Origin of the sequence: Nonomuraea antri (assembly GCF_013283785.1) — a bacterium.
GTDB lineage: Bacteria > Actinomycetota > Actinomycetes > Streptosporangiales > Streptosporangiaceae > Nonomuraea > Nonomuraea antri.
The window spans coordinates 19,081-44,310 of record NZ_JABCPZ010000018.1 but is presented as its reverse complement, the minus strand read 5'-3'; the positions used below and the strand labels follow the sequence as shown (position 1 = coordinate 44,310).

Sequence of the window (25,230 nt, the reverse complement as noted above, 5' to 3'; positions counted from 1 at the left end):
CGGGCACACCGTCCGGGCCTCGGTCTGGCGGGCTACCGTCACGGCGGGTTTTCGCCAGCGGGATCATCTTTTCCCGTCCTGACAAAGCCGGTGAAATCCGTGTCATGCCCCTCAATTCTCCCGCCAGGAAGCTGACCGGCGTGCTCGCCGCGGCTCTCGCGGCGACAGGTCTGGCCGCGCCGCCGGCGGCCCACGCGGACGCGCGGGAACCCGCGCCGCCACCCGCATCGCAGTACACACTCACGCTGCTCACCGGCCACCGCGTGCACTACGTGGACGGCCCCGGCGAGCAGGACTCGATCACCGTGGACCGCCCGGCGGGCTCCCAGGGCGGCGTGCAGATCCAGCAGGCCGGCGGCGACGTCTACGTGGTCCCGGACGAGGCCGAGCCGCTGATCGCGGCCGAGCGGCTGGACCGGCGGCTGTTCAACATCACCGACCTGGTCGAGATGGGCTACGACGACGCCCGCTCCGACGGCCTGCCGGTCATCGCCGCCTACGAGGGACCGGCCCCGCGCTCGGCCCCGGCCGGCGCGCGGGTGGTGCGCCCGCTGCCCAGCGTCAAGGGCGCCGCCCTGTCGGTGGGCAGGGACCGCTCGTTCTGGACCTCCGTCGCCGGAGACCGGGCCAGGCTCGCCCCCGGCTACACCCGCGTCTGGCTGGACGCCAAGGCCAGGGCCACGCTGAAGGAGAGCGTCCCGCAGGTGGGCGCGCCGCGGGCGTGGGCGGCCGGGCTCGACGGCTCCGGCGTGAAGGTGGCGGTGCTCGACACCGGCATCGACGCCGGGCACCCCGACTTCGCCGGTCAGATCGTCGAGACCACCAGCTTCGTGCCCGGCGAGGAGGTCAAGGACGTCAACGGCCACGGCACGCACGTCGCCTCCACGGTCGCGGGCACCGGCGCGGCCTCGGGCGGGGAGAACAAGGGCGTGGCGCCCGGCGCGGACCTGGTCATCGGCAAGGTGCTCGGCGACGACGGCTACGGCCAGGAGTCGTGGATCATCGCCGGCATGGAGTGGGCCGCGACCAAGGCCAAGATCGTCAGCATGAGCCTGGGCAGCAACGTCCCCGACGGTGGCGCCGACCCGATGGCGCAGGCCGTGGACACGCTGTCCGAGCAGCACGGCGCGCTGTTCGTGATCGCCGCGGGCAACAGCTACGGCGAGGGCACGATCGGCGCCCCAGGCTCGGCCGCCTCGGCGCTGACCGTGGGCGCGGTGGACAAGTCGGACCGGCGGGCCGCGTTCTCCAGCATGGGGCCGCTCGCCCGCACGTACGGCCTCAAGCCGGACATCTCCGCCCCCGGCGTGGCGATCAACGCCGCGCACTCGTCGTTCAACACCGAGGCGACCGGGCCGTACTGGAAGCTCAACGGCACCTCGATGGCCACCCCGCACGTCGCGGGCGCGGCGGCGATCCTCGCCCAGCGCCACCCCGGCTGGAGCGGGCGGCAGCTCAAGGACGCGCTCATGAGCTCGGCCAAGCCGCTCGACCACACCCCGTTCGAGCAGGGCGTGGGCCGGCTCGACGTGGCCGCGTCCGTCGCCGCCACGGTCACCGCGACCGGCTCGGTGCCGACCGCGTTCTACGACTGGCCGCACGCCGCCGGCGACCCCAAGGCCGAGCGCACGATCGTCTACCGCAACGACGGCGACGCCGAGGTGGCGCTGAACCTGGCCGTCACCGGCTCGACGGCGGCCACGCTGTCGGCCCAGCAGGTCACGGTGCCCGCGCGCGGCACGGCCGAGGTGACGCTGAGCGTCGACCCGGCCGCGCTCACGCCCGGCACCAAAACCTCCGGCGTGGTGACCGCCACCGCCGGCCAGAGCGTGGTGCGCACCGCGTTCGGCGCGGTCAAGGAGCGCGAGCTCTACGACCTGACGCTGAAGCTGCGCGACAGGGACGGCAAGCCGGCCGCCGGCCGGGTCGTGCTGGCCGCCTTCGACGGCACGATGTTCCCCTACGACGTCGACGGCGAGCGCACGCTGCGCCTGCCGCCCAGCACGTACATGGCGTACTCGCTGCTGGAGGTGGCCGGCGAGCGGGCCGACGCGCGCGGCATGGCGCTGCTGGTCGACCCCGAGACCGTGCTGGACGAGAACGCCGAGATCGTCCTGGACGCGAGCAAGGCCAGGCCGGCCCGCGTCACCACGCCCAAGCAGAGCGAGATCAGGCAGCTCCACCTGGACTTCTTCCGCGGCGTGCCCGACCAGAAGGGCATCAGGCTCGGTTACGTGGTGCCCATCTGGTACGAGAGCGTCTACGTCTCGCCGACCGAGCCGGTCACCAAGGGCTCGTTCGACTACGTGACCCGCTGGCGGGCCGGTGAGCCGGCCATCACGCTCGACGCGCCGGGACGTCCGGAGCTGGTGGCCTACCCGCAGGGCGGCGGCACGCTCACCGACGGCCGCTCGCTGCTGCGCTCGGTCGCCGCGGGCAAGGGCGCGGCGGGGGACTACGCGGGCATCGACGCCAAGGGCAAGGCCGTCGTCGTGACGCGCAGCGCGGAGGTTTCCGCCGCCGAGCGGGCCGCGCAGGCCGTCGCGCACGGCGCCGCGCTGCTGGTGGTCGTCAACGACCAGCCGGGACGGCTCTACGAGAGCTACGGCGAGAACCTGCCCATCCCGATCGCGCTGGTCTCGCGCGACAGCGCCGCCGGGCTGGCGAACACGCTGCTCACGGTCGAGCAGAACCGCTACCCCGCCTACCTGTACGACCTGGCGGACGTGCACAAGGGCGCCGTCCCGGACAAGGACCTCGTGCACCGGCCCCGCGACCTGGCCAGGATCGACGCGGTCTACCGCGGCGGCATCGCGGGCCAGGAGGGCGGCGGCTTCCGCTACCTGCTGATGGACGGCTGGGGCCCGGCGTTCGGCTTCCCCGAGCGCGAGTACTTCCCCGCCGAGCGCACCGAGTACGTCACCCCCACCAGCGGCTTCACCTGGTACGACAACCACACCATCGGCTACGGCGAGCAGGACGACTGGGAGATGCGGGCCACGCCGCAGACCTACCGTCCCGGCCAGCGGGCCAGGCAGGAGTGGTTCGGCCCGGTGGTGCGCCCCAGGCTGGGCACCGGCTACTGGGGTCCGTTCCGCCAGCCCAACCACACGATGCAGTTCAACATCCCGCCGCTGTCCGACGGCTCGCCCGGGCACTCCGGCGGTGGCGGCGACGAGTACGCCACCATGGCGATCGCCGTCTACCAGGGCGACAAGCTGCTCAAGCAGGCCAAGGGCCGGGCCACGGCGGTGTGGAGCGGCGTGGGTCCCGAGTCCGCGCCGTACCGGGTGGTGCTCGACGTGAACAGGGACCCGGCCCGCTGGGCGACCTCCACACGGACGCGTACCGAGTGGGGCTTCGTCTCGGCGGCGACCGACCCGGAGGGGCCGTGGCAGACCGACATCCCGATGATGCAGCTCGACTACGACGTCAAGGTGGTCGGCCCGCTCGCCAAGATCACCCTGTCGGGGACGACGCAGGAGTGGCTGCCGTCGGCGAGCAAGGCCACCGAGGCCACGCTGCGGGTCTCGCACGACGACGGCAAGACCTGGCAGCGGGCCGTGCTCGTGCCCGCGGGCAAGGGCCGCTGGACGACGGTCGTGCGGGCCGGTGACGCGCTGTCGCTCAAGGCCACGGCCGCGGACGACAAGGGCAACACGGTCACGCAGGAGATCATCCGCGCGATCGTGAGCTAGATAACCGTGAAGTCACGATTTGGGGCCGAAGGTGGATATATCACCTTTGGCCCCATCTTCTCTCCCATACTGGTCGGCGTTCCGGCCGAGGAGAGGGGCACCGTGCTGGCGGCGCTGGGGCTGAGCGCGACCGAGGAAAGCGTTTACCGTGCCCTGATCAGCGCGCCCTCGACCCTGCTCGACCTGGCCGCAGGACTCGAAGCCCCGCTCGCCGCCGTCGAGGAGGACCTGCTCGCGCTGATCGGCCGCGGCCTGGTCTCACGCCAGAACGGCGCCCCCGTCCGCTACGTCGCCGCACCGCCCGCCGTCGCGCTCGGCGGCCTGCTCACCGCGCGCAGGGAGGAGCTGCGCACCGCCGAGCTGGCCGTCGTGGCCCTGGCGGAACAGCACCGCACCGCCGCCACCGACCGCGCCGTGGGCGACCTGATCGAGGTCGTCACCGGTGTCGAGGCGGTACGCCAGCGCTTCCTGCAGATCCAGTGGGCGGCCAGGAAGCAGGTCAGATCGTTCTCCACGGCGCCCTTCGTGGCGGTGCCGCCCAGCGACAACACCGCCGAGGACCAGGGCGTCGACCGCGGCGTCGACTACCTGGTCGTGGTCGAGCGCGAGGTGCTCGCCACGCCCGGCGTCGTCGAGGGCACGATCGCCTCCATCCGCCGCGGCGTGCAGGTCAGGGTGGCGGACAAGCTGCCCATCAAGCTCATGATGGCCGACGGGGACCTGGCGCTCGTCCCGCTCACCACCGAGCCGGGCGGCGAGCCCGCCGCCGTGCTGCTGCACCGCAGCGGCCTGCTCACCGCCGTCGAGGCGCTGTTCGAGTCGGTGTGGGCGCGCGCCTACCCGCTGCGCGTGGCCGCCGGCGACGAACTGGCGGAAGGACGCGAGCCCGCCGTCACCGAACTGGACAGGAAGATCCTCGCCCTGCTGCTGGCCGGGCTGACCGACGAGGCCGTGGCCGGCCAGCTCGACCTGTCGTTACGCACCCTGCAACGACGGCTGCGAGCCCTGATGGACCTGGCCGGCGTCCGGACCCGGGTGCAACTCGGCTGGCACGCCGCCCGCAACGACTGGGCCTGATCCCCGTCGATAGGATCATTGACCGGGGACCACTGCTACCAGGAGGCTTTCATGTCCGACGTCACTTTCAAGGGCAACCCGATCACCGTGGGCGGCGCTTTCCCGAAGCCCGGCGCCACCGCACCCGACTTCAAGCTGGTCGGCACCGACCTGTCGGAGCACACGCTGGCCGACTACGCGGGCAAGACCAAGGTGCTCAACATCTTCCCGAGCGTCGACACCGGCGTCTGCGCCGCCTCGGTGCGCCGCTTCAACCAGGTCGCCACCGAGAACCCCGGCGTGGCCGTCCTGTGTGTCTCGGCCGACCTGCCGTTCGCGCAGAAGCGGTTCTGCGGCGCCGAAGGGCTGGAGAACGTGACCATGCTGTCGCTCATGCGCGGCCGCGAGTTCCTCGCCGACTACGGCGTGGCCCAGGAGTCCGGCCCGCTGGCCGGCCTGGCCGCGCGCGCCGTGGTCGTGCTGGACGCCGACAACAACGTGGTCTACTCCGAGCTGGTGCCGGAGATCACCCAGGAGCCCGACTACGACGCCGCGCTCTCCGCGCTCAAGTAGTCTCCACCCCTGGATACGACGCGAACTCCTTGGCCAGCTCCAGCAGGTGCTGGTCGTCGGCGGCGGTGTGCTGGAGGTCCAGGACGACCTCGTGGACCCCGGCCTCCGCCGCCTGGGCCAGGTAGCCGGCGATCTGCGCGACCGTGCCGCTGCGCGGCGGGGTGGCGCCGGCCTCGCCGGTGATGATCGGGTTGGAACGCAGGACGATCCGCAGCGCGTCGGGGTCGCGGCCGGCGTCCTCGGCGCTCTGGCGCACGGTCCGCCACATGGCGGTGAGCGCGGGCACGGGCAGCGCGGCCGTCAGCCAGCCGTCGCCTCTCCTGCCGATGCGGCGCAGCGCCTCGGGCGCGAACCCGGCCAGGTAGAGCGGCGGGCGGGTCACGGTTCCTTCGGGTGCGGGCCTGGGTGCGGGCTTCGGCTCGACGTGGCTCGGGGCGATCGTCCAGTGCTCGTTCTCGACGGAGACCGGGTCGGTGGTCCAGATGGCCTCCAGGGCGTCCAGGACCTGCTCGTACCGTCGCGCCCGGCCGGTCCACGGCACTCCGGCGGCGGCGTACTCGTCCGACGACCAGCCCAGTCCGAGCCCCGCCACCAGCCGGCCGCCGCTGAGGTGGTCGAGGGTGGTGAGCGAGCGGGCCAGCAGCGCCGGGGCGTACCAGTTCGCGTTGAGCGCGCTGGTGCCGAGCCTGATGCGCGAGGTGACCGCCGCGGCCGCGGACAACACCGCGAACGGGTCGAGGAACACGCGGTGCGCCCGCGGGATGCTCCCGTCGCCCGCGGGATAGCGGTCCCGGGGGGTCAGCGGCGTCAGCAGCCGGTCGCCCGCCCACAGCGCGGCGAACCCCATCGCCTCCGCCTCGCGCGCCACCGTCAGCACGCTGCTCAGCGCGGCGAACCTGCCGAACTGGGGGACGGCCAGTCCGACGTCCACGTCAGAGCTTTTTCCCGATGCCGCACTGGATGAGTGACGATTCCGGCTTGTCCATGAAGTCGATCACGTCCGCCTGGCCTGGACGCCACTCGGGCAGCCACACCATGCCGGGCTCGACCAGCTCGAACCCGTCGAACAGCTCCCTGATCCTGGCCCGGGTGCGCAGCGTGAGCGCGGCCGTGGCGTTCTGGTAGACCTGGACGCCGGTGCTGACCGCGTCGGGACGCGCGTCGCTGCAGCCGTGCGACATGACCAGGTAGCTGCCCGGGGCCATGGCCTCGCGCAGCGTCCGCAGGATGCCTTCCGGGTCGTCGCTCTCGGCGATGAAATGCATGATCGCCACCAGCAGCACGCCGACCGGCCGGTCGAAGTCGATCGACGCCCGCACGTCGGGATGTTCCAGGATGTCCTGAGGTTTGCGCAGGTCGCCGCCGACGACGACGGTGTGGCCCGTGTCGGAGAGCAGCGCCCTGGCGTGCACCAGCACCACGGGGTCGCGGTCGACGTAGACCACCTTGGCGTCCGGCGTCACCTGCCTGGCGATCTCGTGCACATTGCCCTGGGTCGGCAGCCCCGTGCCGATGTCCAGGAACTGTGTCACACCCGATTCGGCCAGGAACCGCACGGCCCGCCCGAGAAACGCGCGGTTCGCCCGGGCGGCCGCCCGCACCTCGGGCGCCACCTTCAGAATGCGTTCGGCGGCCTCGCGGTCCGCCGGGAAGTGGTCTTTCCCGCCCAGGTAATAGTCGTACAGACGGGCGACGTTGGGCGTGTTCGGATCAAAGCCCATCGAGTCTCGCTCCAACCGATCCCCCGATCAGAGTTAACGATCTTTCACTCAGGATTCTACGCCTGGAGAACTTCCCGTGCACGTGCTTTCGCAAGGATGTGCGGCGACTTCGGAGTGAACGTCCGGGATCGGGCGAGTGCGTAGGCTGACGCCATGAACGGCCACACGGACGACCTCGGAGTGCCCGCCCGGATCCCGCAGACCGTACGGCGGATCGTCTCGCTGGTGCCGTCGCTGACCGAGTCGGTGGCGGCCACCGTCCCCGAGGCGCTGGTGGGCGCGACGGACTGGTGCTCGCACCCGGCCGACCTCGACGTGGCCAGGGTCCGCGGCACCAAGAACCCGGATCTCGACGCCATCAAGCGCCTGAAACCGGACGTGGTCCTGGCCAACGCCGAGGAGAACCGGGCACCCGACATCGAGGCGCTGCGCGAGGCGGGCGTCCCGGTCTGGGTCACCAGGATCGAGACCCTGGAGCAGGCGTTCACGTCGCTGGACCGCATGTTCCGCCTCGCCTGCCGCACGCCGCGGCCGTCGTGGCTGGACGCCGCCGAGGCGGCCTGGGGCGAGCCGGACGCCGGGCCGCGCCGCACCGCGATCATCCCGATCTGGCGGCGTCCGTGGATGGTGGTCGGCCGCGACACGTTCACCGGCGACGTCCTGCGCCACCTCGGCGTCGACAATCTCCACGCCGCACACCCGGAGCGCTACCCCAAGATCCCGCTCACCGAGCTGGTGGAGCAGCGGCCCGACCTGGTCGTCCTGCCCGACGAGCCGTACGAGTTCACCGCCACGGACGGCCCCGAGTGCTTCCCCGGGCTGACGTGCGCGCTGGTCAGCGGCCGCCTGCTCACCTGGTACGGCCCCTCACTCACCGAGGCCCCCGCCCTGCTCCGCGCCGCGCTCTCCCCGCTCCCCGGGAACTGACCTTCGCGGCTCCGCCGCGCGACTGCAGATTTTCTGCAGCAAAACTGCACGCCCCGTCTGAGACCGTGACGAGGAGATGTGCAGAAAGGGGGTGTCTCATGCGCAAGGACACCCACTGGTAAACACCGATGCCCCAGCAGATCCGACAGTGGCCGGCACGCCCTCGCGCGTTGCCGGCCACTTCACGGCGCACCTGACGGAGAGCGGATGAGCCGACCGGAGACGGACGAGGAGCGGCCGACGGGCTATCGGGACCTGTTCGTCCTGGTGGAGTACCGGGCGGTGTTCACCGCGAGCGTGCTCTCCTGGATCGGGGACTATCTGTGCAAGGCCGCGGTGGCGCTGCTGGTCTACGACCGCACCGGCTCGGCGCTGGCCTCGGCGGCCGCCTTCGCGCTGGGATACCTGCCCTGGCTCACCGCGGGACCCGTGCTCGCCGCCCTGGCCGAACGGTATCCCGCGCGTACGGTGATGATCTGGTGCGACCTGGTCAGAGCGGCGCTGATCGGGCTGATCGCGATCCCCGGCGTGCCGGTGGCCGTCCTGCTGGTGCTGCTGTTCGCCGCCGGGCTGCTCGCCCCGCCCTTCGACGCCTCCCGTTCGGCCCAGCTCCCGCACATCCTGACCGGCGAACGTTACGCGCTCGGCCTGGCCTTCAACAACACCGTGCTGCACCTGGCCCAGATCTTCGGGTACGCGGCCGGCGGGGCGATCGCCGCCTACAGCCCGCATCTCGCGCTGCTGCTGAACGCCTGCACCTTCATCGGCTCGGCGTACCTGCTGCGCCGTTACGTCAAGCACCGGCCGGCGACGCTCGCCGCCACCGAACGCACCGGCCTGTGGCGGGAGACCAAGCAGGGGTACACCGTCGTCTTCGGCGACCCGGTGATGCGGGCCATCGCCATCATCATCTTCGCCACCGTCACCTTCGTGGTCGTCCCGGAAGGGCTGGCGGCGGCCTGGGCGGCCGAACTCGACGGCGGCGGCGGGGCCCAGGGGCTCATCATGGCCGCGAACCCGCTCGGCGTCGTCGTCGGGGGCCTGTTGCTGACCCGGCTGCTGCGGCAGCGAACCCGGATCCGGCTGATCCGGCCGCTGGCGATCCTGGCGCCGCTCACCCTCGCCCCGGCGATTCTCGACCCGCCGCTGGCCGGCGTGCTGCTGCTGGTGGCCGGCTCCGGCGTGGTCATGTCGCTGCTGCTGCCCGCCGCCCAGACGCTGTTCAAGGACGTGCTCCCGACCGAATACCGGGCGCGGGCGTTCGGCGTCATGAACAGCGGCATCCAGATCGCCCAGGGCGCCGCGATCGTCACCACCGGCGCGCTCAGCGAGCGCTTCTCCACCTCGGCCGTCGTCGGCGTCTGGTGCGCCGCCGGGGTGCTGCTGATGCTCCTCGTCACGGTCCGGCCGCTCACCCGCCTCAGCTAGCGCGCGTCCCGGGGGTGGCCAGCGCGGTGTCGACGGCCGTGGGGGAGAGGACGTGTTCCACGACGATCACCGCCATCCCGACGATCCCCGCCCGGTCCCCCAGCGAACTGGTGACGATCTCCAGGTTGCGGGTCGTGTACGGCAGGCTGCGCCGGTACACGCTCTCCCTGATCCCGGTCAGGTAGTGCTCGCGGGTCTCGGCCATGTCGCCGGCCAGGACGAGCACGCCCGGGTTGAGCAGGCTGACGGCGGTGGCCAGGACGATCCCGAGGGTGCGCCCGGCCTCCTGGGTGCGCGCGATGGCGGTCGGGTCGCCGGCCTGCACCAGGCGTACGACGTCGCGGCTGGTCCGCACGCCCAGGTCGGCGGCCAGGGCGTGGCCGCTGGACAGTGAGGCGACGCAGCCGCGCGAGCCGCAGGTGCACACGCGGTCGTCGGTCTCGCGCAGGCGCACGTGCCCGATGTTGCCCGCGGCCTCCTCCACGCCCCGATAGATTGCGCCGTCGAGCACGATGCCGGTCCCGATCCCGGTCGACACCTTGATCAGGACTAACGAGTCGGTGTCGCGCCAGGACGACCACCACTCGCCCAGCGCCATGGCGTTCGCGTCGTTCTCCACCAGGATCGGCACCTCGTAGGTGCGCCTGAGCGCCTCACCGATCGGATGGTCGTCCCAGCCGGGCATCAGGAACGACCTGATCACCCGCCCGGTCTCGTGATCGACCGAGCCGGGCAGGTCGAGCCCGATGCCGCACACCTGCCCGGCGGTGCGTCCGTTGCGGTCCAGCATGCGCTGGAACGCCTCGCGCACCCACGACAGCACCTCGTCGGGCCCGCGGTCGATGCGCATCTCGGTGTGCTCCTCGCTCATCGGACGCGCGGCCAGGTCGGTCAGCGCCACCCGGGCATGGCTGGCGCCCAGGTCGGCCACCAGCACGAGACGGTTGGCGGCGTCGATGTCGAGCACCGAGGGCGGTCGCCCGCCCCCGGAGGACGCGACGCCGGATTCGTGGATGTATCCGGCCTCGATGAGCCGGTCCACCCGGTCCGTGATCGTGGACCGGGACAGGCCGGTGTACTCGATCAGTTCCTTGCGTGTCCGGCAGGAGCCATCGCGGATGAGCTGGAGGATCTGCCCTGCCGTCAGCATGGTCTATCCCTTCTCCGCTCCCGCCGTGAGCCCCTCCGTCAGCAGCCGTTCGCTGGCGAAGAACACGATCACGATGGGCAGTGTCAGCACCACCGATCCTGCCATGAGGACCGTCGTCGGGATCTCTATGCTGCCCGCGAGCTGCGAGAGTCCCAGGGAAACCGTCCAGCTGTCCCGCCGTTCCACCAGGAACAGCAGGGCGAACAGGAACTCGTTCCAGGCGATCATGAACGCGTAGAGACCGGTGGCCATGAGCGCCGGCTTGGACAGGGGCAGCACCACCCGCCAGATGGTCGACAGCCGCGAGCAGCCGTCGATCGCGGCCGCCTCCTCCACGCTCTGCGGCACGGTCTCGAAGTAGTTGCGCAGCATGTATACCGTGACCGGCACGGTCTGCGCGATGTATACGAGGATCAGGCCCACCAGCGAGCCGCGCAGCCCGATCATGGTGAACAGCACGAACAGCGGGATGGCCAGCACGATCGCCGGGAACAGGTACACCGCCAGGAACAGGAAGTGCACCTGACGCCGGCCGAAGAAGCGCAGCCGCGCCACCGCGTACGCGCCGGGGATCGAGATCAGCAGCGTGACCGCGACCGAGGCGACCGCGATGATCGCGCTGTTCCTGATGAACGTGAGGAAGCCCTGCCGCTCCAGCACGTTCACGTACGTGTCGAACGTCGGGCTACGCGGCAGGATCGACCCCGGATCCAGGATCAGCTCCTGGATGTCCCGTACGGACAGCATCACCATGTAGAAGAACGGGAACGCGGTGATCAGGAAGAGGAACGCGATCACCACCGGCTTGAGCACGCCGAGCAGCCCGCGCTCGAACCTGTCCCTGCTCATCCGCGCCCGCGGCGGCGGGGGCCGCTCGTCCACGGAATCGGTGCTAGTGGTCACGTTCACCTCCCGCGAAGAACCTCAGATAGATGACCAGGAAGACGACCAGGACGAGCGCGAGCACGATGGCCTGCGCCGCCGAGGCGCCGATGTCGTCGCGCGCGGTCAGGAAGTTGTAGACCCGCACGCTGACCACCTCGGTCCCGGCTCCGCCGCCGGTCAGCAGGTAGACGTCGTCGAACTTGGTGAACGTGAACACGAACCGCAGCACCGACAGCAGCGCGATGATCCGCCAGAGCTGCGGCAGGATCACGTACCTGAACCGCTGGGTCGGCGTGGCGCCGTCCACCACCGCGGCCTCGTCCAGCTCGGCGGGCAGCGCCTGCAGCCTGGCCAGGATGAACAGGAACGCGAACGGGAAGTACCGCCACGCCTCGAACGCGATCACCGTCAGCAGCGCCACCGGCACCTTCATGCCCAGGAAGTCGCCACTGGCCTGGGTGAGGAACGCGATCGGCTCGTGCAGCCAGGTGTTGACGATGCCGAACTGCGGGTTCAGCATCGTCTCCCACAGGAAGGCCACGGCCACCACCGGCGCCACGTACGGGATGAGGATCGAGGCGCGGACAAGTGTGCGGCCCGCGAACCTGTCACGCAGCGCCAGCGCGGCCACCAGCCCGACCGCGATCGACAGCGCGGTGCCCGCGACCGTGTAGACCAGCGTGTTGACCAGCGCCGACCAGAAGCCTGGCTCGGACAGCACGTACGTGAAGTTCTCCAGCGTGTAGTGGCCGAAGACGCCCACGCGGCGGATGTTGATCAGCCGGGCGTCCTGGAACGCCAGCATGATCGCCCAGAACAGCGGCACCACCACCACGACCAGCGTGATGATCAGCGTGGGCGAGATCAGCGCCAGCCCGGCCCGGCCCTCCTGCTGCCGCAGCGTCCGGGATCTGGGGGCACGCGCCCGTGCGGTGGTCACTGCCTGATCCCGCGCTTGATGGTCTCCACGTCGGTCTTGGCCTGCTCGGCGGCGGCCTGCGGGGTGAGCGAGCCCTCCACCACGCCGCTGAGCGCCTTGGGCACCGGCAGCTCGCCCATCGTGGCGCCGACCAGCTTGCCCTGGCCCTGCGGGATGCCCCAGCGGGCGAACGTGTCAGGGCTCTTGCGCAGCGCGTCGAGCACGTCGGCCGGGTAGACCTCGGCCAGCGGCTTCTTGGTGTCGACCCCGGCGGGCAGCTTGTTCCACGTGTCCTCGAAGCCCTTGCGGGTGGGGAACTTGCCCTCGGGGGCCATGCCGATCCACTTCTCGTAGCCCTCGTCCATCATGTACTGGACGAACCGGGCGGCGGAGTTCTTGGCGGCGTCGCGGGTGACCACCCAGGAGACGATCTCGCCGTACTGCGCGGGCGCGCTCCCGTCCGGGCCCTTCAGCGCCGTGACGACGCCGGTGTTCTCGGCCAGCCACTCGGGGTCGGCGCGGCACTCCTGGCAGGTGGGCAGGGCGTCCTTACGCAGGCTCGCCATCTCGTCCAGGATGAACGACGACCAGATGGTCATCGCGGCCTTGCCGGAGAAGTAGGTGGCCCGGGTGGAGTCGACGTCCTGCTTGCCCTTGACCGAGTAGTCCTTGGCCAGCTTGGCGTAGAACTCGAAGGCGCGTACGCACTGCGGGCTGTTCAGCGCCACGTTGCCCGGGTCGTCGACGAGCTGGCAGCCGTTGGCCAGCGCGACGTGCTCGAAGCTCTGCGCGGTGAACGAGTCCTTCGGCGCGATGGCCAGCGTGATGCCCGCGATGCCGCCGGTGTTCAGCTTGGCCGCGGCCGCCTCCAGCGCCTCGTAGGTGTCGGGCGGTTGCAGGCCGGCCTTCTCGAACAGGTCTTTCCGGTACAGGATGAGCTGGGCCCAGCCGTCGCTGGGCACGCCGAGCAGCTTGCCGCCGGCCGTGTCGAGCTCCAGCGCCCTGGGCGAGAACGTGTCGCGGCCCAGCTTGTCGACGATCTGACCGGGGGTCTCGGTGTCGAGCAGATCGTTGGCCTCCAGCTCGCGGACGGCCGCCAGCGGCAGCGCGCCGATCACGTCGGGCAGCTTGCCGGCCGCCGCGGCCGACGTCACCACCTGGCTGAACTGGTCCTCGGCCACACCGACCAGGTTCACCGTGATCCCGGTGCGCCGCTGGAAGTCGGCGATGATCTGCTTCTGCACGGCCATCCGGTCCTCGAGGTTCTCCTCGGTCCAGACCGTGATCTGCTTGGCGTCGGGCGCGCGTTCGCTGTCGTCGCCGCACGCCGACAGCGCGGCCGCTGCCAGCACGACGACGGAGAGGAGTGCGAGGAAGCGCTGCCGACGAAGTCGGCAGCCTCCCCGGCGACCGAGCCGCCTCACGAAGTGAGGCCATGAGAACGCGGTTACCTTGCCCATAACACGCTCCTCTGGTCGGGGATATGGCGGCCTTTACCCCCGGACGAGATGACGCAACGTGCGATAGGCGATACCGAGACCGGTCTGTACCCTCTCCGTGGTACCGCTCCACACAGGGTCCTCATGTTCCACAGAGACCACTCCCGTGTATCCGCCTTCGTGCAGCGCGTCGATCACCCGCACCCAGTCGACCTGGCCGAGACCGGGCACGCGGAAGCGGTACCAGCCTTTCTCGCCGCTGATCGGCCCGTAGAATCCGTAATTGTTGATCTTTCCCGGCAGGATCTGCGTGTCCTTCGCCTGGACGTGCGAAATCCCGGAAATGTAGGGAAGGATCACCGCGGCGGGGTCGATCCCCAGTGCCACCAGGTGAGACGGGTCGTAGTTGAGCTTGAGCCCCAGCGTGAACATCCACTCCCACAGCTCGGGGGAGTAGGCCAGATTCCCCGGATAGCCGTCGGGGTGCCAGCTCTTCATCACGCAGTTCTCGATGACGATCTCCACGCCGTGCCGCGTGGCGTACTCGACCAGCGGGCCGAAGACGTCCTCGGCCTTCTTGAGGTTGTCGCGCACGGGCCGGCCGGGATCGCGCCCGACGAACGTGCCCACGGTGGGGCAGCCGAGCGCCGCCGCGGCGTCGATGCAGCGGCGCACATGGGCGTTCACCTGCGGCCCTTGCTCAGGGTGAAGATTGTTCTCGTAGTACGCGATCGAGGAAAGCGTGAGTCCGCTCTCCGCGAAAATTCGCCTGACTCGATCACATTCAGCGTCGTCGAAACGATCTACTCTGATGTGATTTCGGTCATCCGAAGACGGCCATCCCGCGACTTCCAGAGCCTCGAAGCCCTGCTGTACGGCCCAGTGTGCTATGTCGGTAAGGTCGCTTTCCGGAAGACACGCTGTCAGAAACCCCAATTTCATCATGTCACCTCCGACGGAAGTCGTAGACTTAAGAGTGTTCCGAGCGCAACTATGGTGTGCAAACAAGCACTAAATCTTTGACTTTTGTTTGATCAAAAAGCGTAAGTGTGGGGAATGCGCGTCATCACCTTTGAAGAGCCGGGCCGCGTCAGCGTCAGCCCGGAGTCGCCCGCCGACCTCGTCCCGGGCTCCGTCCGAGTCCGCACGCTCTATTCCGGAGTGTCCGCGGGCACCGAACTCACCGCCTATCGCGGCACCAACCCCTATCTCAGCCGTAAGTGGGACATCGAGCGTCGCCTCTTCGTCGAGGGCCAGACACACGCCTACCCGCTCACCGGCTGGGGATACCAGGAGGTCGGCGAAGTGGTGGAGGCGGCGCCAGACGTCGCCGACCCGCCCGTCGGCAGCCTCGTCTGGGGCATCTGGGGCCACCGCGCCGAAGCCGTCGTCCCGGCCGAGAAGCTCGTCGGGCACGTGCTGCCGCCGGGCGCCGACCCGCTGTCGGGCGTCTTCGCCCGCGTCGGGGCCATCGCGCTCAACGCCGTCCACGCCGCCGACGTGCACCTGGGCGACCAGATCGCGATCTTCGGCCAGGGCGTCATCGGCCTGCTCGCCACCCGCATGGCCGTGCTCAGCGGCGCGCGCGTGGTGGCCGCCGACGCCATCCCGTCCCGGCTGGAGCTGGCCCGCAATTACGGCGCCGCCGAGACCTTCGACGTCCAGTCGGGCTCGGTCGCCGAGTTCATGCGCAAGCGCGTCGAGGGCGCCGACACCGCCATCGAGCTCAGCGGCAGCCACCTCGGCCTGCAGGAGGCCATCCGCACCGTACGCAAGGGCGGCCGGGTCGTGGCGGCCGGCTTCTACCAGGGCGACGGCGTCGGGCTCAGGCTCGGCGAGGAGTTCCACCACAACCAGGTGCAGCTCGTCTCGTCCCAGATCGGCGGGGTGGCCTCCTGGCTGGCCCACCGCTGGGACGTCGAGCGGCTGCAGCGCACCTTCATGCGCCTCGTGCACGACGGCGAGGTCGAGGTCGACGACCTCGTCAGCCACGTCGTGCCGGTCGACGCCGCCGCCGAGGCGTTCGACCTGATCGACAAGCACCAGTCCGAGGTGCTTCAGCTCGTCTTCAAGTTCGAGGAGTAGACAGTGAAGCTCGCCGTTCAAGAGCAGCTCGTGCCCGGGCGGACACTGCAGGAGAAGTTCGCGTTCGCGGTCGATGCCGGTTTCGACGCCATCGAGTTGCGCGGCAAGGGCGACTTCCACTTCGCGGGCCGCCTGACCGAGCTCAAGCGGGCCCTGGCCGACGGGGTGGTCATGCCGACCGTCTGCGTCGACATGCCGCACTTCATCGGCGACTTCGACCCGGCCAAGCGCCGCGACGCCATCCAGCAGCTCAGGTCGCAGCTCACCGTGATCGCCGAGCTGGGCGGCATCGGCGTCATGACCCCGGCCTCCTGGGGCCAGTTCTCGCGCCGGCTGCCCCCGTTCGAGCCGCCGCGCAGCCCCGAGGAGGACCGCGAGGTGCTGACCGAGGCGCTGGGCATCCTCGGCGAGCACGCGCAGCGCAACGGCGTGCTGATCATGATGGAGCCGCTCAACCGGTACGAGAACCACATGGTCAACACGCTGGCCGAGGCCGTGTCGTACTGCGCCATGGACTCGATCAGGGTGGTCGGCGACACCTACCACATGAACATCGAAGAGGACGACCCCTGCCGTTCGCTGCTCGACGCCGCCCCCTACCTGGCGCACATGCAGATCAGCGAGTCGAACAGGAACCAGCCCGGCACCGGTCACCTCGACTGGGGTGCGCAGCTGGCCGCGCTCGACGCCGTCGGCTACGACGGCTACCTGGCGCTGGAGTGCCGCCTGCGCGGGGAGCCCGAGATCGTCCTGCCGGAGACAGCGGCCTTCATCAGGAAATTTCTATGATCCTTCGCGACGCCGTGCGCGTTCTGGTCACCAACTGGGACGGCAGTTACACGGTTCCCTCCCGTCGTCTGTACCCGCATCAATGGAGCTGGGACTCCGCCTTCATCGCGATCGGCAACGCCCGCTGGTCGCCGAGAAGGGCCAGGTCGGAGCTGCTCACCCTGTTCGGCGCCCAGTGGCGTGACGGCAGGGTGCCGCACATCGTGTTCAACCCGCGGGTGCCCGAGGGCTCCTACTTCCCCGGGCCGGAGTTCTGGAACGTCAACGCCCCGTCCGGCACCGCGACCTCCGGCATCGTGCAGCCCCCCGTCCACGCGCTGGCCGCGTGGAAGGCGCACCTGGCCGAGCCCGACCCGGCGTTCCTGGCCAGGATCTACCCCCGGCTGGTCGCCCAGCAGGACTTCCTCCGCGCGGCCCGGCGCTCCGACGCCGGTCTGATCTCGATCGTGCACCCCTGGGAGTCGGGCATGGACAACAGCCCGGCCTGGGACGAGCCGCTCAAGTCCGTCGAGGCCGCCCCCGTCGGCGCGGCGCGGCGCGACCTCAGCCACGTCAGCGCCGAGGAGCGGCCCACCGACCGCGACTACGAGCGTTACGTCTCGCTGGCGCGCGCCTACCGCGACACCGGCTACCGCCGCGCCGGACAGTTCCGGGTGGAGGACGCGCTGTTCAACGCCGCCTACGGGGTGGCGGAGAACGCGCTCGCCGAGATCGCCACGGTGATCGGCGCCGACCCGGAGCCGCACCTGCGCGAGGCCGCCGCCATCACCGCGGCCATGGTGGACCACCTCTACGAGGACGGGCTCTTCCACAGCCGCGACGTGCTCACCGGCAACCTGGTCCGCTCCAGCAGCGCCGCCGGCCTGGTCCCGCTGATGCTGCCCGACCTGCCCGGCGAGGTCGCGACCGAACTGATCGCGACCGCGCTCGACCGGTTCGCCGCCAAGGACGGCGTTCTGCCCACCTACGCCCCGGGCGCGCCGGAGTTCGACTCCGCACGTTACTGGCGCGGGCCGAGCTGGATCAACCTGTCCTGGCTGGTCTGGATGGGCCTGAAGGACCGCCGTCCCGACCTGGCCGCCCGGCTGGCCGACGGCATGATCAACTGCGTCACGCACGCCGGCTTCCGCGAGTACTTCGACCCGTTCACCCTGCTCGGCCACGGCTGCCGCGACTTCAGCTGGTCAGCCGCGCTCATCCTGGACGTCGTCGCAGAGCACGGCCTGGACGGTGTGACGCCGACGAGCCGCCAGATCGGCCAGGAGCTGGGGAGCTTCGGCAAAACCGACGACGTCGGTGACCAGGTGCCCGCGTAGCAGCGGGCCGTAGTCCCGGAGCAGGGAGATCGTCTCGTGTGAGAGGCGTTCCCTGTCCCAGGCGTGGGCGAGCCCGCGCGGCACCCGGCCGATCTGCGCGCAGCGCAGCGTCAGGCCGTTGTGGTGGAACTCCTCGCCGAGCCGCACCTCGTCCGCGCCCTGGGTGTAGAAGGCCAGGTCGATCACCGCGCCCTGCGGTCTGAGCACGCGCAGGGCCAGGGCCAGCGCCCTGGTCTGGCCGCGGCACTGGAACACCACGTCGGCGCCCCGGTCGTTGGGCGCGTGCCGCCAGCGGCGTTTCAGCGCCACCGCCGGGTCGTCGTCGAAGGCCAGGATCTCCGCGCCCAAGGCCTCGGCGATGGCGAGCCTGGCCGGGGTCTCGTCCACGACCACGACCTCGGCGGCGTCGTGCGCCAGCGCGAATGCGGCCGTCAGCAGCCCGACCACGCCCGCGCCCACCACCACGACGCGGCGGCCGCGCACCCCGTCGCCGAGGTGCTGAACGGCCGGGCCGTGCAGGTCGTGCGCGGCGTGCAGCAGGCCGTTGGCGCAGATCGGGCCCATGTGGGCGACGTAGATGCCGAGCACCGGGTCGAGGTCGCCGGGCAGGCCGACGAACCTGTCGGCCAGCGGGTCGGCCACGTACTCCGTGCGGTGCCCGTAGGCCATCGCCACCAGCTCGCCCTCGCGCACGGCCCGCGTGCGGGCCTCCACCACCCGGCCGACCTGCATGTACCCGATGCCGCGCACCGGGTAGCCGGACGCGGGCGCGCCGGGCACGAACAGCCCGAGCGACGGGTCCCAGGAGGCGGTCAGGTAGGGGTTGGTGCCCTTGACGTAGGTCAGCTCGGTGCCCGCGGAGATCCCGCTGTGCGCGGTCTCCACCCTGAAGCCGCCGTCGGGCACGTCCGGCAGCTTCTCCTCGACCAGGGCCACCTCTCCGGGCCCCTCGATGCTCAGGATGTCACCCATCCAGGATCACCGGCTTCCTTTCCACGGCCGACTCGGCCAGGGCCAGGGCGAGGCGGTGGGTACGCAGCGCCTCCCGGTACGGCGCGCGCACGTCGGCGTCCCGTTTGCCCTGGACCGCGTCGATGAACGCCCGGTCGACCAGGGTCTTGGCCTGGCCGCCGTCCTCGACCAGGCGTTCGCCGTCCACGACGAGCCTGGTCTCGCTGACCTCCAGCGCGATGCCGTCGGCGCACACCTCCAGCCCCACGCGGTGCTTGTGCCGCAGCAGGCACGAGGTGGCCAGCAGGCCGGCCGCGCCGTCGGCGAACCGCAGCACGGCGGCGGTGGCGCGATCCACCTCGCCGTCGATCGTGTTGTCGGCCGGTACGGCGTGCACCATCGACACCTCGCCCACCAGCAGCCGCGCCAGGTCCAGGACGTGCACCGCCTGCTCGACCATCTGGCCGCCGGACATGGCCGGGTTCAGCCACCAGCCGACCGGCGGGACCTTGTCCAGCCAGTGGCCCAGCGCGAGCCGGATCGGCCGGTCGCCGAGCAGGTCGCGGGCCTGGTCGAGGATGTCCAGGTAGCGCCAGTGGTGGCCCACCGCGGACGGCAGATCCTTGCGCTCGATCTCGGCGGCGATCTTCTCCGCGGTAGGGAGGTCAAGCGAAAGGGGTTTTTCCACAAAAATCGGGAGATCGCACGATATGGAGTCATACTCCGGGTTGCCGTGCGCGAAAGGCGGCACACAGACGTAGACGGCGTCCAGGCCGCCGGCACTGAGCAGGTCGGCATGGCCGCCGTAGGCGGGGGTGCCATGTCTGGAGGCCAGCGCCTCGGCTCTGTGGGGATCGGTGTCGGCGATTCCAGCGATCGTCACATCGGGGAAGCCGGACAGGACGTCAGCGTGGCGAGCGGCGACGTTTCCGGCGCCGATGATGCCGACACGGGTCATTGGGGACACATCCGGCATATGCCACCACCGGCTGTCATCAAACAAACAGGTTCATCGTCGGCCGGATCGGGCAGAGGCTGTGGCCTCATGAGATCGGGGCTGACTGCATGGAGACAGATCTGCGAGCCTTGGCCAGGGTCCAGGAGTGGTACGGACCGCATTCGAGCACCGCGGCGGAGTGGCCGGCGGACGCCCTCCTGATGGCCAAGGGAACGACCACGGTGAGCGTCGTGCTGCCGGCACGCGACGAAGAGCTCACCGTCGGCGACATCGTCGGCGTGATCCGTCGTGACCTCGTCGAGCGGATCCCGCTGGTCGACGAGATCATCGTTGTCGACTCCAACTCCACCGACGCGACCGCGGCCAAGGCCGAGGAGGCCGGCGCACGCGTGGTGGCACAGGACTCGGTGCTCTCCCAACTGCCCGCGCTCAGCGGCAAGGGGGAGGCGCTGTGGAAGGGACTGGCCGCCTCGACCGGGGACGTCGTCGTGTTCGTCGACGCCGACCTGCGCAACTTCAGCGCGCACTTCGTCTCGGGACTGCTCGGCCCGCTGCTGGCCGACGCCGACACCCAGTTCGTCAAGGCGGCCTACGAACGGCCGTTCACCGGCGAGGACGGCGTCATGCGGCGCGGCGGCGGCGGACGGGTGACCGAGCTGGTGGCCCGGCCGATGCTCAACATGTTCTGGCCGGAGCTGGCCGGATTCGCGCAACCACTCGGCGGCGAGTACGCCGGCCGCCGCGAGGTGCTGGAACAGGTGCCGTTCGTCACCGAGTACGGCGTCGAGTTCGGCCTGCTCGTCGACCTGCTCCAGCTCGTCGGGCTGGACGCGATGGCCCAGGTGGACCTGGGCTGCCGGGTGCACGGGCACCAGTCGATGACCGCGCTCGGCCGGATGGCCGGGCAGATCATGCTCACCGCCTGGTCGCGTCTGGAGCGTCAGGGGCGCGTGCTGGCCTCGGAATCGCCGGGGCACACGCTGCTGCAGTTCGGGCTCGACGGCCAGGCCGACCTGGTGGACGTGGCCGTGGCCGAGCGACCACCGCTGGCCTCCCTGATGTCGGAGGAGGACGTCGCGTGAACGTATTGGTGAACGCCGGACCCTGGCTGACCGTCCCGCCGCCCGGCTACGGCGGCATCGAGAACGTGGTGGCCACGCTGGTGCCCTCGCTGCGCGAGCGCGGCGTGCGGGTGATCCTGGCCTCCGTCGCCGCCAGCACGCTGGAGGTGGACGAGCTGATCAGCGTGTACGACGACGGCCAGTTCGCCGAGCTGCAGAAGCCGTACAACCAGGTCATGGGCATCGCGCACGCCCATCAGGCCAGGGTCGCGGCCGAGCTGCGCCGGCGCGACGACATCGATCTCGTGCACGACCACCTGGAGGTGGTGGGGCCGGCCGTGCTGTCGGCGATCGGCGGCCCGCCCGTCCTGCACACCCTGCACTGGGACCTGCGCAAACACGCGGAGTTCTACGGCGCGTTCCCGCCCGGGATCGCGGTCAACGGGGTGTCGCGGTCGCAGCTGGCCCGCGCCCCCGACGCGCTCCGCCAGGCCGCGCTGGGCCACGTCCACCTGGCCACCCCGCTCGCCGACCGGGACCTGCGCGTCGAGCGGGGCGAGCACCTGGTGGTCATGGGCCGGGTCTGCACGCTGAAGGGCCAGCACGTGGCGGCCAGGATCTGCCAGAAGCTGGGCCTGCCGCTGGTGCTGGCCGGGCCGGTGAGCGGCAGGAACAGCCAGGCCGAGCTCGACGTGATCACCCAGGACCCGTACCACCCGCTGCACAGCCACCCGGACGTCCGCTACCACCTGGACCAGGTCTCCCGCTACCTGGACGGCGACCTGGTCCGCTGGGTCGGCGCGGTGGCCGGCGCCGAGCGAGACTCGCTCTACGCCTCGGCCGCGGCCGCGCTGTTCCCGATCCAGTGGGACGAGCCCGGCGGCACGGCCGTGGTGGAGGCGATGGCGCTCGGCGTCCCGCCGGTCGGCCTGCGCCGCGGCTGCCTGCCGGAGATCATCGAGCACGGACGCACCGGCTTCCTCGCCGACACCGAGGAGGAGCTGGCCGAATGGGTCATGCGGGTGCACGAGCTGGACCCGGAGGAGTGCCGGGCGCAGGCCCGCCGCCGCTTCTCCCCGTCCGTCATGGCCGACCGCTACCTGGAGCTCTACGACCTGGCGGCCCGGCGCTGACTACTCGCGGGCGCCGATCGACTCGGCGGGACCCGCCTTGAGCGCCAGCCTGGCGGGCAGGACGGTGGCCACGAGCGCGAGCGCCCCGGCCGCCGCCAGCACCGCGGCGAACGTCATCGGCGGCACGTACGGCAGCGCGGAGCCCGTCATGCCGCTGCTGAAGGCGGCCAGCGTCACCAGCGCGATCACCGTGCCGGTCACCGCCGCGACCAGCACCGCGCCCAGCGTCTCCAGCCGCAGCATACGCAGCACCTGCCGCCTGGTGGTGCCGACCAGGCGCAGCAGGGCCAGCTCACGGGTGCGGTCCGAGGTGGACATGGCCAGCGTGTTGACCACCGCGATGGCGGTGAACGCGATGAGCAGGCCCATGGCCACCAGGTTGGCGTCGGAGCCGCTCACCTCGGCCGCCTCGGCCCGGCCGAGCACGCTCGCGCCGGGCAGCGCCGCGGCCAGGGCGTCGCGGGCCAGCGTGGGTGCCGAGACCAGCAGCGTGCCTGACGGGTCATCCACGTGGCCGGCGGCCAGCGCGTAGGGGAGTGTGACCTCGCCGAAGCCGAGTCCGCGCGCGTAGACGGCGGCGACCCGCAGGGTGACCGGGGTGCCGTCGCCGAGCGCCAGCCCGACCCGCGCGCCGACCCCGGTCTCCAGGCGGGCGGCGGCGGTCTCGCTGAGTGCGATCGAGTCCGCGCCGAACGCCTTCATCGAGCCCTCGACCACGCCCATGTCCATGGTCCGCGCGTCGTAGGAGACGGCCTGGGCGCTGTATTTGTCCAGGTCGATCCGGACGGAGGTGCGTACCACCTCGCTGACCGCGACGACGCCGGGCACCTTCCTGACCGCGTCGGCCGGCACGCCGGACAGGACGTGGTCGGCGCGGGTACCCGCGGCCACCTGCGCACCGGCCGTGTGGCTCATGGTGGTCTGGACGAACAGGATCGTGCAGGTCATCGCGATCATCAGGCTGAGCGGCGACAACACCGAGGCCAGCGTCGCCGGCCTGGCGCTCAGGTTCTTGGCGGCCAGGTAGCCGCCCACCCTGGAGGTCCGCAGCGGGAGCGCGAGCAGCGTCGCGGCCAGGCGGGCGAGCAGGGGGCCGAGCAGGGTCGCGGAGATCGTCCAGACCAGCACGGTCAGCATGGTCACCGGGGTCGAGGCCGCCTCGGTGCGCAGCGTGGTGAGCAGCGTCGTCAGCACCACGCCGCCGGCGGCGCAGCCCAGCCCGGCAGCGATCCGCCACCAGGGCAGCCGACGGCCGGGCAGCGCCGCCTCGCCCAGCGCCTCCACCGGCCGGATCCTGGACAGCCTGCGCGCGGAGACGCGTGCCGCCACCCAGGCCGCGCCCACCGTGGCCGGCAGCGCCACCAGCGGCGGGAACGGGCTCACCACCAGGTGCAGGTTGTCCGGCAGCGTGCCCAGGTCGGCGAACCGCCCGCGCAGCCAGAACCCGAGCCCGATGCCCGCCGCCGCGCCGGGCAGCCCGGCGGCCAGGCCGACCAGCAGCGCCTCGCCGCCGACGAGCTTGCGTACCTGCCTGGGCGTGGCCGCGACCGCCCGCAGCAGGGCCAGCTCGCGCTGGCGCTGCTGGATGGACAGCGCGAACGTGCCGACCACGACCAGGATCGCGACCAGCAGCGAGGTGCCGGCCAGCGAGGCGCCCAGGCTGATCAGCTTCACCCTGGCCTGCTCGGCGTCGAGGAATTCCAGCCTGCCGCGCTCGTCGCCGGCGTAGCGCACCGCGCCCTTCGGCGCCGCGGCCAGCCCTGGGAACACGCCGACGGCGCTGACCTGCCCAGGACGCCCGGCCAGGCGGCGGGCCTCGGCGGTGCTGAAGAAGACGGTGTCCTGGCTCGGCAGGGCCTGCGCGGTGACGCCCACCACCCGGTAACCGCGCAGGTTCGCGCCGATCTCCAGCCCGGCGCGGGCGTCGACCACCACCTCGCGGTGGGTCCGCGGCTCGCGCCCGGCGGCGATCGTGAACGGGGTGAGCGCGGCCGACTCCCAGCCGTGACCCAGCGCGGTGCCGAACGGGAATGTCACCTCGGTGACCACCCCGGTCACGCCCGGGGTGTTCCGCAGCTCGGCGACCACGGACTCGGGCAGCCAGGCCCGCTCGGTGACCGGCTTGGCCTTGGTCTTGACGTCGCCGTCGGACTTCACCGTGGTCCGCCGGACGAACTGGTCGGCGCCCACGATCACCGGCGCGCCCGCATAGCGCTCCGGCCCGACCGTGCCGCGCAGCCCGGTCTCCAGCAACATCAGGCACGCGCACACCAGCGCGGCCGCGCACAGCAGGGCCACGAACGCCCCGGCGAAGCCCGCCCTGCGGTGCCGCAGCGTGCTCAACGCGAAGGCGAACATCAGGTCCACGCTCCCAGCCTGGTCATGCGCTCGGCCACCTTCTCGGCGGTCGGCGCGCTCATCGAGTCCACGATCCGGCCGTCGGCCAGGAACAACACGGTGTCGGCGTACGCGGCGGCGACCGGATCGTGGGTGACCATCACCACGGTCTGGCCCAGGCCGTCGACCACCTCGCGCAGCAGGCGCAGCACGTCGCGGGCGGTCATCGTGTCCAGCGCGCCCGTCGGCTCGTCGCCGAACACCACCTCCGGCCTGGTCACCAGCGCCCGGGCGATGGCCACCCGCTGCTGCTGCCCGCCCGACAACTGCGCCGGACGGTGCCCGGCCCGGCCCTCCAGCCCCACCCGGCGCAGGATCTCGCCCAGCCAGTCCCGGTCCACGCGCACGTTCGCCAGCCGCAGCGGCAAGGTGACGTTCTCGACCACGTCGAGCGAGGAGATCAGGTTGAACGCCTGGAACACGAAGCCGATCCGCTGCCTGCGCAGCTCGGTGAGCCTGGTCTCGTCCAGGCCGGTCAGGTCCGTGTCGCCGAGCCGCACCCGGCCGGCGCTCGGCACGTCCAGGCCGGCCGCGCAGTGCAGGAACGTGCTCTTGCCCGAACCCGACGGTCCCATCACCGCGGTGAAGGTCCCGCGCGGGATCCCCACGCTCACCTCGCGCAAGGCCGCCACCGCGCCCTGGCCCTTGCCGTACACCTTGCTCACGGCCTCCAGCCGCACTACGTCCGTCATGGGTACCAGCCTGCTGACCTGCGGGTACGCGAACCAGAGAGGTGATCATGAG

20 protein-coding genes and 1 pseudogene are annotated in these 25,230 nt (G+C 71.2%); 10 read left to right on the top strand and 11 right to left on the bottom strand.

Features of this window, described 5'->3' with window-relative positions; all coding sequences use genetic code 11:
* Positions 1–104: 104 nt before the first annotated feature.
* From HII36_RS09020 to tpx, 3 genes are all read left to right on the top strand, one after another.
* Positions 105–3,698 (top strand): S8 family peptidase, encoded by a 3,594-nt coding sequence (locus HII36_RS09020; RefSeq protein ID WP_173522628.1) that lies wholly within the window; start codon positions 105–107, stop codon positions 3,696–3,698.
* Positions 3,699–3,800: 102 nt separating this feature from the next.
* Positions 3,801–4,775, top strand: coding sequence for a helix-turn-helix domain-containing protein (locus HII36_RS09015; RefSeq protein ID WP_173522627.1), 975 nt, complete (start codon positions 3,801–3,803; stop codon positions 4,773–4,775).
* A 51-nt stretch (positions 4,776–4,826) separates the two neighbouring features.
* The gene (gene tpx / locus HII36_RS09010) at positions 4,827–5,327 is read left to right on the top strand and encodes a thiol peroxidase (RefSeq protein ID WP_173522626.1); all 501 of its coding nucleotides are present in this window, start codon (positions 4,827–4,829) and stop codon (positions 5,325–5,327) included.
* Here the strand turns inward: tpx and HII36_RS09005 are convergent.
* Both HII36_RS09005 and HII36_RS09000 read right to left on the bottom strand, forming a co-directional pair.
* Positions 5,320–6,258, bottom strand: coding sequence for a TIGR03619 family F420-dependent LLM class oxidoreductase (locus HII36_RS09005; RefSeq protein ID WP_173522625.1), 939 nt, complete (start codon positions 6,256–6,258; stop codon positions 5,320–5,322). The genes tpx and HII36_RS09005 overlap by 8 nt on opposite strands.
* A 1-nt stretch (position 6,259) precedes the next feature.
* The gene (locus tag HII36_RS09000; RefSeq protein WP_173522624.1) at positions 6,260–7,048 is read right to left on the bottom strand and encodes an SAM-dependent methyltransferase; all 789 of its coding nucleotides are present in this window, start codon (positions 7,046–7,048) and stop codon (positions 6,260–6,262) included.
* A 153-nt stretch (positions 7,049–7,201) separates the two neighbouring features.
* On the opposite strand from HII36_RS09000, the gene HII36_RS08995 reads away from it, so the two are divergent.
* Complete coding sequence (locus HII36_RS08995) at positions 7,202–7,975, top strand: helical backbone metal receptor (RefSeq protein ID WP_173522623.1); 774 nt, start codon at positions 7,202–7,204, stop codon at positions 7,973–7,975.
* 207 nt (positions 7,976–8,182) lie between these two features.
* Positions 8,183–9,403, top strand: coding sequence for an MFS transporter (locus HII36_RS08990; protein ID WP_173522622.1), 1,221 nt, complete (start codon positions 8,183–8,185; stop codon positions 9,401–9,403).
* On the opposite strand, the gene HII36_RS08985 is transcribed toward HII36_RS08990, so the two are convergent.
* The 5 genes from HII36_RS08985 to HII36_RS08965 all read right to left on the bottom strand — a co-directional run bounded on the left by HII36_RS08985 (position 9,396) and on the right by HII36_RS08965 (position 14,741).
* Entirely contained in the window at positions 9,396–10,553 is a 1,158-nt protein-coding gene (locus HII36_RS08985; RefSeq protein ID WP_173522621.1) for an ROK family transcriptional regulator, read from the bottom strand. The two genes, HII36_RS08990 and HII36_RS08985, sit on opposite strands and share 8 nt — an antisense overlap.
* A gap of 3 nt (positions 10,554–10,556) precedes the next feature.
* Positions 10,557–11,456: a carbohydrate ABC transporter permease gene (locus HII36_RS08980; RefSeq protein ID WP_328807647.1), complete on the bottom strand. Its 900-nt coding sequence runs from the start codon at positions 11,454–11,456 to the stop codon at positions 10,557–10,559.
* A complete protein-coding gene (locus HII36_RS08975) occupies positions 11,446–12,378 on the bottom strand; it encodes a carbohydrate ABC transporter permease (protein ID WP_173522620.1) in 933 nt (310 codons plus the stop codon). Before HII36_RS08975 ends, HII36_RS08980 begins: the two co-directional genes overlap by 11 nt.
* Positions 12,375–13,709, bottom strand: coding sequence for an ABC transporter substrate-binding protein (locus HII36_RS08970; protein ID WP_328807646.1), 1,335 nt, complete (start codon positions 13,707–13,709; stop codon positions 12,375–12,377). The genes HII36_RS08975 and HII36_RS08970 overlap by 4 nt, the downstream gene beginning before the upstream one ends.
* A 141-nt stretch (positions 13,710–13,850) precedes the next feature.
* Positions 13,851–14,741 (bottom strand): sugar phosphate isomerase/epimerase family protein, encoded by an 891-nt coding sequence (locus HII36_RS08965; RefSeq protein ID WP_217369310.1) that lies wholly within the window; start codon positions 14,739–14,741, stop codon positions 13,851–13,853.
* A gap of 111 nt (positions 14,742–14,852) precedes the next feature.
* On the opposite strand from HII36_RS08965, the gene HII36_RS08960 reads away from it, so the two are divergent.
* The 3 genes and pseudogenes from HII36_RS08960 to HII36_RS59155 form a co-directional block, all read left to right on the top strand.
* Positions 14,853–15,881 carry a zinc-binding dehydrogenase gene (locus HII36_RS08960; protein ID WP_173522618.1) on the top strand — a complete coding sequence of 343 codons (1,029 nt, stop codon included), beginning with the start codon at positions 14,853–14,855 and terminating at the stop codon, positions 15,879–15,881.
* 3 nt (positions 15,882–15,884) lie between these two features.
* On the top strand, positions 15,885–16,670 hold the full coding sequence (locus HII36_RS08955) for a sugar phosphate isomerase/epimerase family protein (protein WP_173522617.1): 786 nt from the start codon (positions 15,885–15,887) through the stop codon (positions 16,668–16,670).
* Positions 16,667–17,845, top strand: a pseudogene (locus tag HII36_RS59155) (MGH1-like glycoside hydrolase domain-containing protein); the annotation flags it as partial. The gene HII36_RS08955 and the pseudogene HII36_RS59155, both read left to right, overlap by 4 nt.
* Positions 17,846–17,854: 9 nt before the next feature.
* On the opposite strand, the gene HII36_RS08945 reads toward HII36_RS59155, so the two are convergent.
* Both HII36_RS08945 and HII36_RS08940 read right to left on the bottom strand, forming a co-directional pair.
* Positions 17,855–18,958 carry a zinc-binding dehydrogenase gene (locus HII36_RS08945; protein WP_173522616.1) on the bottom strand — a complete coding sequence of 368 codons (1,104 nt, stop codon included), beginning with the start codon at positions 18,956–18,958 and terminating at the stop codon, positions 17,855–17,857.
* Positions 18,951–19,895 (bottom strand): Gfo/Idh/MocA family protein, encoded by a 945-nt coding sequence (locus HII36_RS08940; RefSeq protein WP_173522615.1) that lies wholly within the window; start codon positions 19,893–19,895, stop codon positions 18,951–18,953. Before HII36_RS08940 ends, HII36_RS08945 begins: the two co-directional genes overlap by 8 nt.
* A gap of 107 nt (positions 19,896–20,002) precedes the next feature.
* Here HII36_RS08940 and HII36_RS08935 point away from each other — a divergent pair, with 107 nt between their 5' ends.
* Both HII36_RS08935 and HII36_RS08930 read left to right on the top strand, forming a co-directional pair.
* The gene (locus HII36_RS08935; protein WP_173522614.1) at positions 20,003–20,977 is read left to right on the top strand and encodes a glucosyl-3-phosphoglycerate synthase; all 975 of its coding nucleotides are present in this window, start codon (positions 20,003–20,005) and stop codon (positions 20,975–20,977) included.
* Complete coding sequence (locus tag HII36_RS08930; protein ID WP_173522613.1) at positions 20,974–22,089, top strand: glycosyltransferase; 1,116 nt, start codon at positions 20,974–20,976, stop codon at positions 22,087–22,089. The genes HII36_RS08935 and HII36_RS08930 overlap by 4 nt, the downstream gene beginning before the upstream one ends.
* Here HII36_RS08930 and HII36_RS08925 read toward each other — a convergent pair whose 3' ends face one another.
* Positions 22,090–24,447 carry an ABC transporter permease gene (locus HII36_RS08925; RefSeq protein WP_173522658.1) on the bottom strand — a complete coding sequence of 786 codons (2,358 nt, stop codon included), beginning with the start codon at positions 24,445–24,447 and terminating at the stop codon, positions 22,090–22,092.
* Entirely contained in the window at positions 24,447–25,178 is a 732-nt protein-coding gene (locus HII36_RS08920) for an ABC transporter ATP-binding protein (RefSeq protein WP_173522612.1), read from the bottom strand. Before HII36_RS08920 ends, HII36_RS08925 begins: the two co-directional genes overlap by 1 nt.
* Between the last annotated feature and the right edge of the window lie 52 nt (positions 25,179–25,230).